15 protein-coding genes are annotated in these 15043 nt (G+C 48.0%); 12 read left to right on the top strand and 3 right to left on the bottom strand.

The window, feature by feature from the left end; all coding sequences use genetic code 11:
• Positions 1-11 precede the first annotated feature (11 nt).
• From EOE65_RS08050 to EOE65_RS08005, 9 genes are all read left to right on the top strand, one after another.
• Complete coding sequence (locus EOE65_RS08050; protein ID WP_127693801.1) at positions 12-1370, top strand: diguanylate cyclase; 1359 nt, start codon at positions 12-14, stop codon at positions 1368-1370.
• 60 nt (positions 1371-1430) lie between these two features.
• Positions 1431-3344 (top strand): DNA topoisomerase III, encoded by a 1914-nt coding sequence (locus tag EOE65_RS08045; RefSeq protein WP_127693800.1) that lies wholly within the window; start codon positions 1431-1433, stop codon positions 3342-3344.
• Positions 3345-3685: 341 nt separating this feature from the next.
• A complete protein-coding gene (locus EOE65_RS18120) occupies positions 3686-4081 on the top strand; it encodes a hypothetical protein (protein WP_206052636.1) in 396 nt (131 codons plus the stop codon).
• Positions 4082-4389: 308 nt separating this feature from the next.
• A complete protein-coding gene (locus EOE65_RS08035; protein ID WP_127693799.1) occupies positions 4390-5640 on the top strand; it encodes a HEPN domain-containing protein in 1251 nt (416 codons plus the stop codon).
• 1012 nt (positions 5641-6652) lie between these two features.
• Positions 6653-7147, top strand: a complete 495-nt coding sequence (locus tag EOE65_RS08025) for a hypothetical protein (RefSeq protein ID WP_127693797.1) — start codon at positions 6653-6655, stop codon at positions 7145-7147.
• 118 nt (positions 7148-7265) lie between these two features.
• A complete protein-coding gene (locus tag EOE65_RS08020; RefSeq protein ID WP_127693796.1) occupies positions 7266-7778 on the top strand; it encodes a GIY-YIG nuclease family protein in 513 nt (170 codons plus the stop codon).
• 146 nt (positions 7779-7924) lie between these two features.
• Entirely contained in the window at positions 7925-8332 is a 408-nt protein-coding gene (locus tag EOE65_RS08015; RefSeq protein WP_127693795.1) for a hypothetical protein, read from the top strand.
• 108 nt (positions 8333-8440) lie between these two features.
• Positions 8441-8908 (top strand): GNAT family N-acetyltransferase, encoded by a 468-nt coding sequence (locus tag EOE65_RS08010; RefSeq protein ID WP_127693794.1) that lies wholly within the window; start codon positions 8441-8443, stop codon positions 8906-8908.
• 151 nt (positions 8909-9059) lie between these two features.
• Positions 9060-9518 (top strand): GNAT family N-acetyltransferase, encoded by a 459-nt coding sequence (locus EOE65_RS08005; protein WP_127693793.1) that lies wholly within the window; start codon positions 9060-9062, stop codon positions 9516-9518.
• Between the two features lie 32 nt (positions 9519-9550).
• On the opposite strand, the gene EOE65_RS08000 is transcribed toward EOE65_RS08005, so the two are convergent.
• Entirely contained in the window at positions 9551-10258 is a 708-nt protein-coding gene (locus EOE65_RS08000; RefSeq protein ID WP_127693792.1) for a DNA topoisomerase I, read from the bottom strand.
• 199 nt (positions 10259-10457) lie between these two features.
• On the opposite strand from EOE65_RS08000, the gene topA reads away from it, so the two are divergent.
• Genes topA through EOE65_RS07985 form a run of 3 tightly spaced genes read left to right on the top strand, consistent with a single transcriptional unit; the run spans position 10458 to position 13921 of the window.
• Positions 10458-13109 carry a type I DNA topoisomerase gene (topA, locus tag EOE65_RS07995; protein WP_127693791.1) on the top strand — a complete coding sequence of 884 codons (2652 nt, stop codon included), beginning with the start codon at positions 10458-10460 and terminating at the stop codon, positions 13107-13109.
• Between the two features lie 27 nt (positions 13110-13136).
• Positions 13137-13661, top strand: a complete 525-nt coding sequence (locus EOE65_RS07990; protein WP_127693790.1) for a DUF6586 family protein — start codon at positions 13137-13139, stop codon at positions 13659-13661.
• Complete coding sequence (locus EOE65_RS07985; protein WP_127693789.1) at positions 13661-13921, top strand: ABC transporter ATP-binding protein; 261 nt, start codon at positions 13661-13663, stop codon at positions 13919-13921. The genes EOE65_RS07990 and EOE65_RS07985 overlap by 1 nt, the downstream gene beginning before the upstream one ends.
• A gap of 11 nt (positions 13922-13932) precedes the next feature.
• On the opposite strand, the gene EOE65_RS07980 is transcribed toward EOE65_RS07985, so the two are convergent.
• Positions 13933-14406, bottom strand: coding sequence for a cell division inhibitor SulA (locus EOE65_RS07980; RefSeq protein ID WP_240656947.1), 474 nt, complete (start codon positions 14404-14406; stop codon positions 13933-13935).
• Positions 14403-15014, bottom strand: coding sequence for a transcriptional repressor LexA (gene lexA / locus EOE65_RS07975; RefSeq protein WP_127693788.1), 612 nt, complete (start codon positions 15012-15014; stop codon positions 14403-14405). The genes EOE65_RS07980 and lexA overlap by 4 nt, the downstream gene beginning before the upstream one ends.
• Between the last annotated feature and the right edge of the window lie 29 nt (positions 15015-15043).

The raw sequence follows: 15043 nt of genomic DNA, 5'->3' as shown, positions 1-15043 counted from the left end.
GTAGGATAAGAATGAAAAAAAACCGTGATGACCTGCCGTTGATCTTAGGTCTCTTTAGTGTGCTGTTTATCGGTATTTACGTTGTTGATGGCGGCCAGCTCTGGATCAAGATGAGCGAGCTAGTCTTTGCGCCGTTGTCAGCGTTGCCGTTAGCACTGGGTTTAACCGGTTTAGTGTTGCTTTGGTATGTTGTTGAGCTTTGGAAAGACAGCCAAGCGGCCCATGAAGAGCTCAACGATGCACTGGCTAAAATGCAGAACGAAGTTGAAGAGCGCCGTCTTGCAGAAGAGCACGCGCACATTCTAACAGCGACTAAAAATGAGATTATCGAGAGTGAGCTGCAGCGGACAAAGCGCCTCGAACAGATCCGCAGCATGGGGGATTTCCTTGCCGGTGCCAGCTCCCTAAAAGAGTTGCGACAGATCGCCGTGCGCTCGCTCAATACCATTCTTCCGGAGTACACGGTAGGCGTGCTATTCGCTGATCGCGAGTTTAAACGCTGGAAGTTGATTGGCGCTTGGGGCGAGCATAAAGAGAGTGTCCACACCGAGATCGACATTGAAAGCTGCTGGGTGCTGCGCCAAGGGCAGGCCTACAAAGATTGCTCCTCCACACAGATGATGATGTGTGATCAAGCCAACCTTACGACAATTAAGTCCGTTGCCTGTTACCCCATATTCTGCCGCGATATGCAATTTGGTGTGCTGCATATCCGTTCTGATAAACCGCAAGAGCCGCTGCTCTCTACAGATGATGAGAAGTTGATTATCGGTGTCTGTAACACACTTGGGCTGCACTTTTACAACGCGCAACTGCGTGCTGAGCTGAGTATGGCATCTAACCGCGATGCGTTAACGGGGCTCTTAAACCGGCGCGGCCTAGGTAATACGCTAAAACGAGAGATCCGCTCCGCTGTTGCGCAGAAGTATGAAGTTGCGGTGGCGATGATCGATATCGACCACTTTAAACAGTACAACGATACCTACGGCCACCCCGAAGGTGACAAAGCGCTGCGTTTTGTTGCAGAGGTGCTAACCGAGAACACGCGCGCGCGTGACGTTGTGGTGCGCTACGGCGGTGAAGAGTTTATGTTGATTCTGCCCAACACCACAAAAGCTGAGGCGGAATCAAAACTCAATACATTGATTAAGACGGTTGAGAGCGAGTCTAAAAACAGCCCGCAGTGTCAGCGGGCGATCACGCTATCGGTGGGTGTGGCGTGTGCGCCGCGAGACCAGCGCAGCGAAGAAGCCTTAGTGCGCTTAGCCGATGTCGCGCTTTACAGCGCCAAGAAACTTGGGCGTAATCGCGTGGTTGCACACAAGTCTGAGCCACAAGATAAGATTATTCGTAGTAGTGCGCGTACTTAAATCAGCTATTTAGCAAACTGCCGTTTTTATTGATCTCGATATACGCATTTAGGTTTTCAGATGCCACGCCTTTTTATTGCAGAAAAACCCAGCCTTGGCCGCGCGATTGCTGCGGCTTTACCGAGCCCGCAAAAGAAAGATCAAGGGTTTATCCGCTGTGGCAACGGCGATGTGGTTACCTGGTGTATTGGCCACTTGCTTGAGCAGGTTGAACCCGATGCTTACGATGAAAAATATAAGCGTTGGAACCTTGATGATCTGCCCATTATTCCTGACAAGTGGAAGCTAAAACCGCGTAAGGAAGCAGCGAAGCAACTGAGTGTTGTGCGCAAGCTACTCAAAGAGTTTGATACAGTTGTGCACGCCGGTGACCCTGACCGCGAGGGCCAATTGCTTGTGGATGAGGTGATCGATTATTGCCGCGTGAGTAAGGCCAAGAAGGATAAGATTCAGCGCCTCCTGATTAGCGACTTGAACTTGCCAGCGGTTAAGACATCGCTTAGCCAGATGCGCAGTAATCGCGAATTTATACCGTTATCTATATCTGCGCTGGCGCGTTCAAGAGCTGACTGGTTATACGGGATGAACATGTCTCGCGGCTATACGCTGCTGGGGCAGAAGGCCGGTTATAAAGGCGTACTATCGGTTGGCCGCGTACAATCGCCGTTGGTTGGGTTAGTGGTGCGCCGCGATGAAGAGATAGAGAACTTCGTCCCGAAGGACTTCTACACCCTAGATGCTGTTATTCCGTATCAACAAGCCCCTATTTTAGCGCGCTGGCAACCCAGCGAAGCATGCCAGCCTTGGCAGGATGAAGAGGGCAGAGTGCTTAACCGTAAGTTGGTTGAGAATGTCGCATCACGTATAGCTGGCCAGTTGGCTACCGTCACGGCATCTGAGCAGAAGCAGAGTAAACAAGCGCCGCCACTACCCTATTCGTTATCAGCCCTACAGATTGATGCGGCCAAACGCTTTGGTATGAGCGCGCAGCAGGTATTGGATGCGTGCCAATCCCTGTATGAAAAGCATAAGCTGATCACCTATCCGCGCTCTGATAGCCGACACCTGCCGGTAGAGCACTTTAAGCAAGCCAGCGCAGTGCTTGGTGCCGTCTCTAACAATGAGGTTGCATTGGCGCAGGCGGTTGCCGGGGCTGATCAAACGCTACGCTCAAAAGCATGGAATGATAGTAAAGTGGATGCTCACCACGCGATTATTCCAACCCCTAAAAAGCAGTCGTTGAGTGGTTTATCAGCCCACGAAGCCAACATCTACCAACAAGTTGCACGCCAGTACATCATGCAATTCTATCCAGCGGCGATGTATGCAGACTCCAAGCTGATCTTTGATATTGCAGGAGGCTGCTTTATCGCCAAAGGGCGCGTGCTAATTGAGCCCGGCTGGAAAGCGCTGCTGGGCAAAGATGCCCAGGATAAAGACGATAACACCGTGCCGGCCTTACCTAAGGGAGCGGAACTGACGTGTACCGAAGGCTTGATAAAAGATCGCAAAACAGAGCCGCCCAAGCACTTTACCGAAGCAACGCTGCTACAAGCGATGACCGGAATCGCCAAATTTGTTGCCGACAAAGAGCTGAAAAAGATTCTCAAAGAGACCGATGGCTTAGGCACAGAAGCAACACGAGCGGGCATTATTGAAACGCTGCTAAAGCGCAAGCTGTTAACGCGCGCGGGTAAACTTATCAAAAGCACCGCCGCAGGGCGGGGGCTGATTCATGCCTTACCACCAGAATCTACCTATCCCGATATGACCGCCCACTGGGAGCACCAACTGCACTCTATGGCTGAGCGTGGCTACGCCTATCAACCCTTCATGGATGGGCTGGTCAAGCAGGTTGAAACCATTGTGGTTCAGTTGAAAGCGGGCGATGTTCCCGAGTCCTTACGCCACCTGCCAGCGGCGGAACCCCGAAACTTTAAGAGAAAAAGAAGAACCACCAAAAAGAAAGCGTAATGCCTAAAAACAGGCCTTGCCATCGCAGACACCCGCGATGTACTGTTTTATTAGTGTTGTGGCAAGTAAACGCATAGATCGTGTTGCTTGAAAGCAGGAAGCTGAACCATAAGAAAAAGTGCCTTACACTGTATGGATAGTCAGCCTACTTTTCCTGCCGTTTTTTAAGCCTCGCAAAGCGAAAACCTGCCACTCTATTTTTTCTGAAGCTGATGGTGCTGATTTAAATCCTTTTAAAACAGTGATTTAAGAACTCAGTCTAAACGTCAGAAAAATAAAATAACATCATTTAAATAATTACTATGATGCCCTAGTCGGGCGGTTAACCCTAAGGAGAAAATGTGGCACTTATTGCCGGGATGGAATTTCGTTTCGAACTAGAATTCGATGAGGTAAAACTTGAAGAAACAGAGAGCTACTTAAAAGAGGTTGTCTCAAAATACTCAGATTTAATATATGGTCAAAGTACTGAAGTTCACGTTCAGCTTTGGAAGGGAAGTTTAAGAGTAAATCTGGCTATCTTTGGGGCGATATATATTGGAATAGGTCAGTATGGCTCATTCCGATCTGGTATTGATCATCTAATTCAAGATTCCAAGTCGCTCAAGGGGCTAGTTACAAGCCAAATAGTAAAAAACGGGCTGAATGAATCTGATATCTTAGAAAGCAAAAGGATGTATTGCATCCCTGATAGAATTCGAAGAGTCCTACTAGCGATTGAGCGATTGAGCGATTGAGCGATTGAGCGGTTGGAGGCGAAGAGAAATATTCCTCAAGATGAAATGGCAAAAGAACTATCTAAGATTAAAACGTCTGTACGGAAAATCTGTTACTCCGTTGCCAAAGAGGATGCAGGTCTATTTGTTTCAGCTATTTCTGAAAAATACTGGCCAGAAAACCGGGAGATTCCTTACTTCGTAGAGCGGTATAAGCTTGTAGCTAGAGAAGAGGAGATTGTGCACTATCCGGTAGAAAGCTTAGAGCCAAAGAGGGTTAACAAGGTATTGCAGCGGACAAACCGTTGAATGCGGCGTTATAAATCACTATGAACCAGTATATTATTAAAAAAATTGCAGATGATCTTAAAATTGCCGCTGACGGTGCTCTACCTTCAGGTGGTCGATCGCAATTTCTTGGTTTCCGAATACATGATGGTGTTGCCTATAGCTTAACAAATGAAGCCGCCATAACTTTTAATGAGGTAGTATCTAAACTTCTCGAACAAAATCAGTTTTCGAAAAAGTTTTCTTCGAAATACATTGAGAGGAGGCTAAAAACCGTCTTTGCTGAATTGCTATCAAATCAAGCGTGTGATCTTGAAAAGAAAATAGCCGATCTAGCAAACGAATTATCCAGCTTCGATCAGAATAACTTTGTCTTTCTCAAAGTTGAAGGAATCGTATTATCGGCTTGCCTGTCTATAGGCAAGGTTCGCTTTGTACCGGGTGACGAATACCTAATAAAAAACATAAACGATAGGTCCAGTGCAATAATTAAAACATCAAAGAGTAATGAAGAATCCAAGAAAAGCTTTCAGGAACTTATCGCACAACAAAGTAGAAGCGAATTTCAAGGGGAGTGTGTTGGGATTGTTGAAGTAAACGCGGAACCAATTAGAGCGTTCGAATACGCTAAAGACGAAGTCCGACGAGCAATTGATCTGCTTAGGTTTTCAACAAAAGCTATTTATCCTTTGTCAGAGGATATTCGCATTGGTCTCAAGGGCGATCATCCAAAAACTCAAAGGCAATGTTTTATCGCCTCTGAAGCCGGCATTACCACGCAGGGTGATTCTGTTGGTTCTGTTCGGCCATTTGAGATTAACGAAGATGCAATCCGCAGAATGGATGAAATCGGTATTTTTCTCGTTTCAGATGCATTGTCGAAAAAACAAACAAATAACCTAGAAGAGGCTTTGATAAGAGCTATTCATTGGTTTTCAGTTGCACTTACCCAGAACGAGTCAAGCAATGCATTTCTGTTCTTAATAGTTGCACTTGAGTCACTATTCAAAGCAGAAAGAGGCAATTCTATTGGAGGTACTGTCGCCGAATCGGTAGCTTTTATTATGGCTGACAATCTCGAAGGACGAAAAAAATTAATATCATTAGTACGGGATTACTACGGTAAAAGAAGTGGCGTCGCACATGGGGGCAAGAAGTCGATATCTGATTCGGAGCTATTCACTCTCATTAATATAGTTGGTACTACGATTATGGTCGTCATTGAAAAGCTAAGAGATTTCAACTCTCAAAAAGAGTTAATGGGCTGGATTGAAGAGATGAAGCTAAAGTGATTTATAACAAGGCCAAGCAGCATCGTGCACTATGTGCGCTAGACCTCGTTACGCTCGGCCGGTGTTGGCAACGTTATGAGCCTCTTGCATATTGAACACACCTTGCAGTAATGGTCGTAGAAATTGCAGTACTAACGCTAGTGGTACAGCTAAACCAATAGTCATGGAGGACATTGAAGAATGTTGGAAAAAGTAGAGCAAGTACTTGATAGAAATGATGTATCTTATAAAACTGTAGGCAACTCACTGCACCTAAAGTTGGCTCGAGCAGGCGGAAAAGTCACAATCAAATATGACTATTCGAAAAGTTCGTACCTATATAGTTGTAATGAGTACCTATTAAGTTTCTCTAGCCTCATTTTCTTTGTTCTATCTTTCAACACGTTATACCAGCCTGACAAACAAATGTGGTCTGGCTATGTGGCTGGGGGCATGTTTGCAGCAGCAGTGTTTAATCTATTCCAAATAGTACTGGCACACATACAAATGCTGGATTTGAAATCTCAATTTAGAGAAGTGGGTGTTTATCTCAAGTCCGGCTCATAACAAAGCGTTAAAGAGGGACTTAGCGCGCGTGGCATTTTTGGTTTGCGTTGGGTTTAGTGGTTAAGGAGTGATGCGGTCACTTTTGTATTGCGTGCCTGCGCCCCTTAACGCGGCGTTATATTTTTTAGCCATGAACGAGAAAGAAACATATTTGCTAAAGAATTACCAAAACTTCATGCAGCCACATGAAAAAATGGTAGCTCGTTGGCTAACCGAAGAGTGGGATGGTAAAGAGCAAGAAATACCTAAGTGGCTACGAAATCGTGTTTGGTTATATTTCACGATGCGCAATTTCGGGAAGCCTGACGCAATGGCAAGGGTTATATGCCTTAAACTGCTAGAAAATCATAAGCATGAAATATCGTTGCCAACAAACAAAATATAACAAGGCGCTGTTGTCGCGGCCTTCGGCTGCTGGACGGCCCACTGCGTGGTCCGCCCCAAAGCTTAGCGTTAGAGGTATGAGATGAAGAAGGGAAGCATGACTGCAGCAGAGCTAATGGCAAACCTTGAAGACGATCCAGAATACCTCGCAAGACGCGCTGTGAAGGAAGCAGAGATTGAGAAGTTGTCTGAAGAATGCAGAGTCGATGAGGCGTTGCTTATCGAAGAACTGAATCATGTAGGCGTGTCAGTCGTTTCCGTTTGGGATTTAGTAAACAACGCGCCACACCCTTTACTCGAACGAAAATTCTCTGGCTCATACGAAATCGCATATCCAATTCTCGTAAATCACTTGCGTGTTCCACACCATTACCGAATTCGAGAAGGAATAATCCGGGCTTTATCAGAGCGCGCTGCTCGCAAGTTAGCGTCAGCACCACTACTGGAGCAATTAGCCACAGAATCAAATAGGCAGCATCGCTGGGTGATAGCAAATGCCCTAGAAATAATGCTTCCTAGGTCTGAGCTTGATCGGCACCCTCAAATTGAAGAGGCGCTTCGTGCAGGATACCTCTAACAAGCGCATATTATCGGACAGGTTTTCCGCTGCGCTCTAAACCAGCCGCAAATGCGGACGTTAGCATCAAAAAAGAAGGAAGAAGCACTTGTCGATTACGAGTAAGGAATGCGCATCAATGATTGTTGCGGCGTCGAAACCTGTAATTCAAATAAATGGGTTTACGAATAACGAGTGGTACAGAAAGCCTAAGGGTTCTAGGAAAGGGCCTTGGTTACAGGCTGAAGTAGAGGTTCTTGACCAAAATCTTTGGAATAAGAGGGTTCCGTGTTTGTACTTCCTGGCGAACTCGAAGGGAGAGTTGAAGTACGTTGGTATCAGCGTGAATCGAATAAAAGATCGTTGGCGCTCGTCGCCGGCCTATGATGCAGCTGATAATCCACTGCAAAGAAACGAAATGTTCCACAGTCAGTGTTGGCCACACATGTGCAACCTGAAAAAATCTGGCGTGGATGAAAAATATGTTGTTTCGGTCATCCATGATTCCGAGTTGGTTCACGTGCTTGGTGGCCTTGATCACGAGGTGTCCGCTCTATCAGCAATGCGTAGTGATCCGGATATCGCGGTAATTGCCATGGAAGTCTGGTTCATCAAGCATCTGGGGCACCAACTTTGGAATCAACGCAAATAATGCTAACAAGGTGGTCAAGTCGTTCGCTGCGCTCACTCGGACGCTCAGAACTCCGCGCTTGCTCGGGCATGGCTTCGCCATTTTTTCCCGATCAATCGCTTCGAGCTGAGCGCCGCTTACCACGGCGTTATAACTCAAGGTGAGTCATGGAAGAATTCCCTATAGAAAAGGTTGTCCCCACCAAGGCCAAAATCCAGGGCAAGGATGGAGACGTATCGATGGAGGTTTTCCTCAAACCCTTTGAACTAGAATTTGAGGACTACTACGAAGATGTTGAAACATCAATTCGTTTGGACTCAATTGCTTGCCCGATTAGCCCTTCACATTTGGAAGGTCGTTTTTTTGATTTTCCAACTAACCCAGCTCCTGGCTACATAGACGGCTCGATTTACTTCTTTGCCACACATAACCCTATAGACGTCACACGGATCGAGTTCGGAAAAATCGAGCTTGGGAAGTTACCCGTTGCCCTGACTACCAGTTGGCTACTGGAGTATGAGAGCACCGGTTTTCGTAATCTAGATACAGTTATTCGGAGTTACATTGAGTTCTAACAAGCGGCTGTTGTCGCCACTGTGTGGCTGGGACTGCCTTTTCGCTGCTTCGCAGCTACACGTCAGCCCAAAAGCCGGGCGTTATGCGGGAGAAGGATTTGAGATCGCATGAAGTACAAGATTATTGATAAGTCCCAGTCAGAAGAAATCGCCAAATTGGCAGTTTGTCTAACGAACGAAATAATTGAGCGAACTGGCATTAAGCATTTCGATGTTGATGTTCCTCTAGCGATAGACCTATGTGAAAAGTATGTGTCGAATGGCATTTATCATGTAATGGCCGCATTTGATGAGGATAAAATCGTTGGGTTTGGTGCTATCTGTGAAAGTCACTCGCTCTATGCCGAGGGAAAATTTGGAATAATTCAAGAATTCTACGTGGCTCCAGAATATCGATCAAAAGAGATTGGGAAATTTCTTATCCAAGCGATTGTAGAATTCGCGAAAGAGCAAGGATGGAAGCGCCTAGAGTTATGTACACCACCAGTACCAGAGTTCGATCGTACAGTCGGCTTTTACAAGTCTAATGGCTTTGAAATTACTGGCGGTTACAAAATGAAGTATGAAGTCGCATAACAAGCGGCAGCAGACGGACTCGGCAAAACTGTCACCTTTTGTGCTGTTCGTACCAAAGCCGCCATTGTACCTCTCCGCTGTGCCTGGCGTTAGGCCGCCGAGTTACCCAAACTCAGTAGACACCTCATATAGTCAGATCGGAGACGTATCAATGATCAGAAAAATGGTAGCTGGCGATGCTGTCGCTGTTAGCAACGTCTGTATGGCTGCTTTTATGAAATCGGTTGCGCCTGAGTTATCCCAAGAAGGGGTTAATACCTTTAAATCGATAGCAGAGCCAGAGGCTTTTAACCGGCGAGCGGCGCAAGGCCATGTGATCTTGGTTGCTGAAAAGAATCAATCTGTTGTTGGGGTGATTGAGCTTAAAGCGGGGCAGCATATCGCGATGTTTTTTGTCGAGCCGTGCGCACAGCGCCTCGGTATCGGCCGCGCTTTGTTAGATGCAGTGCTTGAATTTGCAAACAAAGATGAAGTCACGGTAAAAGCATCGCTCTCATCCGTGACCGCTTATGAGAGGTTTGGCTTTAAGAGAGTGGGCACTGTGGCGGTTGAGTCGGGGCTGCGTTATCAAGCGTTAAGCCTTAACCCGCGCGAGGTAAAAGCGGATTAATTCAGCTTGGCTTTAACGCACCTCTGGGGGCGTTAGCCTAAATAGCTGTCTAACGAGTCCTCGAGCGCGCCGCCACGGTAAATTTTCTTGGGTTCTAGTTCAAGGATACGAGGCTGGATCTCATCGATCAGTGGCTGCTTCTGTTTGGGTGGCACCATTGCGCGCACTAAAACGGCTTTAGCGTGCTTATAATGGGATAGGGCAGTCAGTTTATCATTCTCTGTTAGTAGTTGATTCGCTTGGCTAACATGTGCGTTAGCCACCACGCGAATATTCAACCAATAGAGTTCTTTGGCGTAGCTGGAGCCGAGCGCATAGGGCAGCTCGTTTTTTTCTACCATATCTTTAAGTAGATTCTCTGTGTAGTTCACATAGATCTGGAAGCGCTTGAGGTCTCGATCACTCGTGAAGCCCCGTTGCCCTTGTGTCATGCGGTCGGCGGTTTCTTTCTGGGCGTTCACTTGGGTCATAAGGTCTGAGTCGGGCGCAAGTGTGCTGATCTCTTCGATATAGCGTAACGCATGGCGATTCAGCCTATCCAGCAGTTCCGGCATACAGCCTGCTGCTTTGAGCATACTGATCGCCTCTAAGCAGTGCAGCGTCTGTTTGCCAAGCCATTGCAGGCGGTTGGAAACGTTGCGCGCGTTGGTTTCTCGGCGGGTAATGAAGTAACTCACCGATACGGCAATTGAGCCAATAAGGGCTATTATAAGCAGATAGATTAGACTTTCTTCAGACATATACGATATAACCTATCACAAGTGGTTGAATAAAAAGTATTTTTTATTCAATCTGTCCCAGCGCTTGAAAAGTAACTTAATGGTCATAGATTATAATAGTAAATCAGTTTTTTGACAGACTTGCTTGACCGAAGGGCGCTAAGCCCCTATATATGCTCGCTGTTTTTGTATCGCCGTTTAGCCCGAGGACATCGACCCGATGGGAAAATCACTCGTAATTGTGGAATCACCCGCAAAAGCCAAGACTATAAATAAGTACCTTGGTAACCAGTATGTAGTTAAGTCCAGTGTGGGCCACATCCGTGATCTGCCGACCAGCGGCAGTGCACAAAAGAGCGACCCTAAAGCTCGTGCTAAACAAGCGGCGTTAACGCGTAAGATGTCACCCGACGAGAAAGCTGTCTATAAAGCCAAAAAGGCGAAAGAGCAGCTGATTGCACGTATGGGCGTTAACCCAGAAAAAGATTGGGAAGCGCACTATCAAGTGTTGCCGGGCAAAGAAAAGGTTGTTGATGAGCTAAAACGGCTCGCAAAAGATGCCGACACTATCTATCTAGCGACCGATTTGGACCGCGAAGGGGAAGCGATCGCGTGGCACCTACGCGAGGCGATTGGTGGTGATGATGAGCGCTACCGTCGTGTGGTCTTTAACGAGATCACCAAAAAGGCGATCACGGCAGCGTTTGATGATCCAGGCGAGCTGGATATGCACCATGTTAACGCTCAGCAAGCCCGTCGCTTTTTGGATCGGGTGGTGGGTTACATGCTCTCGCCTTTACTGTGGGAAAAGATTGCTCGCGGTCTATCGGCTGGGCGAGTACAGTCGGTTGCTGTAAAGCTGGTTGTTGAGCGCGAGAAAGAGATTCGTGCCTTTATCCCAGAAGAGTACTGGGAAGTACACGCCGGTGCTGAAACGCAAGAGAAAGATGCGCTGCGCCTGCAGGTTGCCAAAAACGCGGGTAAGGCGTTTCGTCCAACCTCTGAACAAGAGACACAGCAGCATCTAGAGCAGTTGCGCCAGTCAACACTGGAAGTGGTTAGCCGTGATGACCGTGCAACCAGCAGTAAGCCATCTGCGCCGTTCATCACATCAACGCTACAGCAAGCTGCAAGCACGCGCTTGGGCTTTGGCGTTAAAAAGACCATGATGATGGCCCAGCGCCTTTACGAGGCGGGTTACATCACCTACATGCGTACCGATTCCACTAACCTTAGTGCAGAAGCGGTGGCGGCCTGCCGTGAGTATATTGGCGATAACTTCGGTAGTAAGTATCTGCCAGAGACAGCGAACAGTTACAGCAGTAAAGAGGGCGCTCAAGAGGCCCACGAGGCGATTCGCCCATCAGATGTCTCTATTGAGCCGGTCAGCTTAAAAGGCATGGAGCGCGATGCAGAGCGTCTATACGACCTGATTCGTCGTCAGTTCTTGGCGTGCCAAATGACGCCAGCTCAGTACACCAGTACCCGAATTACCGTGAGGGCTGGCGATTACGAGCTAACCACGAAGGGCCGTATTCTACGCTTTGACGGTTACACCAAAGTGATGCCGAGCAAAGGCAAAGGTGATGAAGATATCATTCTTCCGGATGTGAAATCGGGCGAGATTCTCACGTTATCTGATCTTGAACCGAAGCAGCATTTCACTAAACCAACCGCTCGCTACACCGAAGCAAGCTTAGTTAAAGAGCTTGAGAAAAGAGGTATTGGCCGCCCATCGACATACGCGTCTATTATCTCGACGATTCAGGATCGCGGTTATGTTGAAGTCCAAAACCGCCGTTTCTACGCCTGTAAAATGGGCGATATTGTGACAGAGCGTTTGAACGAGAACTTCAACGATCTGATGGACTACAGCTTTACAGCCCGTATGGAAGATGCCCTTGATGATATCGCCCACGGCGAGGCTGAGTGGCGCGAGCTACTGAACCGCTTCTACGCAGGCTTTACCCGCAAGCTGGAAGAGGCGCAGAGCAGCGAAGACGGAATGCGTCCTAACACACCAACAGATACCGATATCGACTGCCCAGAGTGTGGCCGCCATATGATGATCCGTACCGGCAGTACCGGGGTGTTCTTAGGCTGCTCGGGTTACAACTTACCGCCTAAAGAGCGCTGCAAGGCGACCATTAATCTCACGCCGGGCGATGAGGTGGTTAGCGTAGATGGTGATGATGAAGAGGAATCTCGCATCCTGATCAACAAACGCCGCTGCCACATCTGCGACAGTGCGATGGATAGTTATCTCATCGACGAAACACGCAAACTACATGTGTGCGGCAATAACCCCGACTGCTCGGGCTATGAGATTGAAAAAGGGCAGTTCCGCATCAAAGGCTATGATGGCCCGTCTATCGAATGTGATAAATGCGGCAACGAGATGCAGCTCAAGAATGGCCGTTTTGGTAAGTTCTTCGGTTGCACTAATGAAGCGTGTAAGAACACGCGTAAACTGCTGAAAAACGGTGAGCCTGCGCCACCAAAAATGGACCCAGTGCCGATGCCAGAGCTGGCTTGTGAAAAGGTAGAAGATACCTACATCCTGCGTGATGGTGCATCAGGTCTGTTCTTGGCAGCGAGCCAGTTCCCGCGTAACCGCGAGACGCGTGCGCCTAAAATTGCAGAGTTACTGCCGCACCAGAGCGAAATTGATCCAAAGTACGCGTTCTTGTTTAGCGCGCCAACGCACGATACCGAGGGCAATCCAACGATCGTGCGTTATAGCCGCAAGACAAAGGAGCAGTATGTGATGACTGAGGTCAATGGCAAAGCAACCGGCTGGCGTGCATTCTATCAAGAGGGTGCTTGGGTGGTTGAGCAACCGAAACCCAAGGCTAAAGCGAAGAAAAAGTGATGGCGCTGTAACGCAAAGGAAGAGACGATGAGCGATCTATATTTAGCAAGAACCAACCAAAAATTACATTTTGTGCGGTTGCACCTAGAAGCACTGGAGCGCGCTCATCAATCAACCGGCTGGAGCCAGCATGCAGAGGTTGAGTCATACAACGAATCGGTGTTGTTTCACTTGGCATCTGCTTATGGTGCGTTCTTGCGCGAGATTGCAGAGAAGTATCGTTTTAGTCCGGCGGCTGTAAACACGATTGCTGACCTAGAAGCGCAGTTTGAAGCGTCTGGCCAAGAATCGCCAGAGCGTACCGAGCTGCACAATCTAGAGGCGAATGAAAGCAGTTGGCTGCATAAGATGCTCGCTGCATATGATGCATGTTGGCTTGCATCTGATGAGCGTAAAGCCGCATCCGATACGGTGAGCGTATCTGAGATTCATGTCATGCAAATAAACCCAGACCACGCGGAAGATTCTGACATATTAGCCGAGTACCGTCGCTGGTTTGGTGAGTTCCAAAGTTTAGTTGAGCGGCTACGCGCCGGAATGCAAGAGTGGTAATGGATAGTAGTGATGTAGACCAGCCGGAAACGGTGCTGGAGATTGTAAAGCTCGAATCAGGTGATTATGTCATGCGTAAAGCGGGTGAAAAAACACCGCTGATGACGCTGAATATCTCCGAGAAGGTGAAAACCAACTTAAGTGGAAAGTCTGAAGAGCTTGCGCGGCTGATGTTGGTTGCAGGTGCGCAGATTATGTCTGATTTATCTGAAGAGGTTGAGGAAGCATTCGAGCCTCCCATGCCATCGGTCATCCATTGACCCGCTGACTTTTAGTGTGTACGGCGCGTACGCACTAAAATTCCATGGCTTCTGCCCGCAGTGGCCGACGCTTCTAATGCACTAATCTCGTTTTCTGTAATAGCGCCTTGCCAACTGATAACTGCATGATAGGTGCCAGCCCGAAGAGCTTTGGCCGCCAAATCGAGTGCGCTGTTTTTTGTTGATGGGTGAAGCAAGATCACCTTGTTTAGGTCTATACCTGCCTCGATCAGCATCTCTTTCGGCAAGTCTTTTGGTGGATCAATCCAAGCAAACCAACGATCATCAGCGCTAAGTTGTGCTAGCAATGGCATTAAAAATGGCACATCGTCTAGGTTGGTTGTTGCGGTGATGATTTCCGTAATTTTTCCGTAGCGGGTGTCGCTTTTTGCTTTGATGGGTTTGCGGCGGATCTGGGTATTCGCCACGCGCGCAGGTTTTTTAACCCGCGCCTCGTTCATGATAAACGGCAGCTGCTCCATCATGGCTCACTTCCTTGGCGTATAACACCAACGCCTAGCCCTTCAATTGATAGCTCCGATTCGCGTAGGTCGACTTCAATTGGTTCAAACTCAGGGTTTTCTGCAATCAAATAGACCATGTGATTTTCGCGGTGGAAGCGCTTCACTGTTACTTCGTCGCCAATACGCGCGATAACGATTTGGCCTTCTCTTGCTTCGGTGCACTGATGAACAGCAAGGAGATCTCCATCCATAATGCCGACGTCTTTCATACTCGTGCCCTTGACCCGTAACAAATAGTGCGCCGGTGGATGAAAGAAGTCAGATGAGATGGTGCAATGCTCTTCAATATGCTCTTGCGCCAGCACCGGAGAGCCCGCAGCCACGCGGCCAACAATCGGCAATCCTTGGTCTGGTTGCTCAAGGTCGGGAATGCGAATGCCACGCGAAGTGCCGGGGATAATTTCAATGGCGTTTTTGCGGGCGAGCGCTTTTAAATGTTCTTCTGCTGCATTGGCAGATTTGAAGCCGAGTGTCTTGGCAATATCGGCGCGTGTTGGCGGGTATCCGGTGGCTTCGATGTGTTCGCGGATACATGCTAAAACTTCTGACTGTCTTTTTGTGAGCTTCATAATCGTGCCTGTTTTTATATACAGTATCT

This window comes from Neptunomonas marina (genome assembly GCF_004005935.1).
In the GTDB taxonomy this organism is placed as follows: Bacteria; Pseudomonadota; Gammaproteobacteria; order Pseudomonadales; family Balneatricaceae; genus Neptunomonas; species Neptunomonas marina.
The sequence above is the reverse complement of the archived record's forward strand: the minus strand, read 5'-3'. Positions and strand labels throughout refer to the sequence as shown.

Coding starts and splice junctions, on each gene's coding strand:
- EOE65_RS08000 (WP_127693792.1), bottom strand. CDS start 10,258: ATGTCTGAAGAAAGTCTAATCTATCTGCTTATAATAGCCCTTATTGGC.
- EOE65_RS08010 (WP_127693794.1), top strand. CDS start 8,441: ATGAAGTACAAGATTATTGATAAGTCCCAGTCAGAAGAAATCGCCAAA.
- EOE65_RS07980 (WP_240656947.1), bottom strand. CDS start 14,406: ATGATGGAGCAGCTGCCGTTTATCATGAACGAGGCGCGGGTTAAAAAA.
- EOE65_RS08045 (WP_127693800.1), top strand. CDS start 1,431: ATGCCACGCCTTTTTATTGCAGAAAAACCCAGCCTTGGCCGCGCGATT.
- EOE65_RS08020 (WP_127693796.1), top strand. CDS start 7,266: ATGATTGTTGCGGCGTCGAAACCTGTAATTCAAATAAATGGGTTTACG.
- topA (WP_127693791.1), top strand. CDS start 10,458: ATGGGAAAATCACTCGTAATTGTGGAATCACCCGCAAAAGCCAAGACT.
- EOE65_RS08025 (WP_127693797.1), top strand. CDS start 6,653: ATGAAGAAGGGAAGCATGACTGCAGCAGAGCTAATGGCAAACCTTGAA.
- EOE65_RS08050 (WP_127693801.1), top strand. CDS start 12: ATGAAAAAAAACCGTGATGACCTGCCGTTGATCTTAGGTCTCTTTAGT.
- EOE65_RS07985 (WP_127693789.1), top strand. CDS start 13,661: ATGGATAGTAGTGATGTAGACCAGCCGGAAACGGTGCTGGAGATTGTA.
- lexA (WP_127693788.1), bottom strand. CDS start 15,014: ATGAAGCTCACAAAAAGACAGTCAGAAGTTTTAGCATGTATCCGCGAA.
- EOE65_RS08005 (WP_127693793.1), top strand. CDS start 9,060: ATGATCAGAAAAATGGTAGCTGGCGATGCTGTCGCTGTTAGCAACGTC.
- EOE65_RS08015 (WP_127693795.1), top strand. CDS start 7,925: ATGGAAGAATTCCCTATAGAAAAGGTTGTCCCCACCAAGGCCAAAATC.
- EOE65_RS07990 (WP_127693790.1), top strand. CDS start 13,137: ATGAGCGATCTATATTTAGCAAGAACCAACCAAAAATTACATTTTGTG.
- EOE65_RS08035 (WP_127693799.1), top strand. CDS start 4,390: ATGAACCAGTATATTATTAAAAAAATTGCAGATGATCTTAAAATTGCC.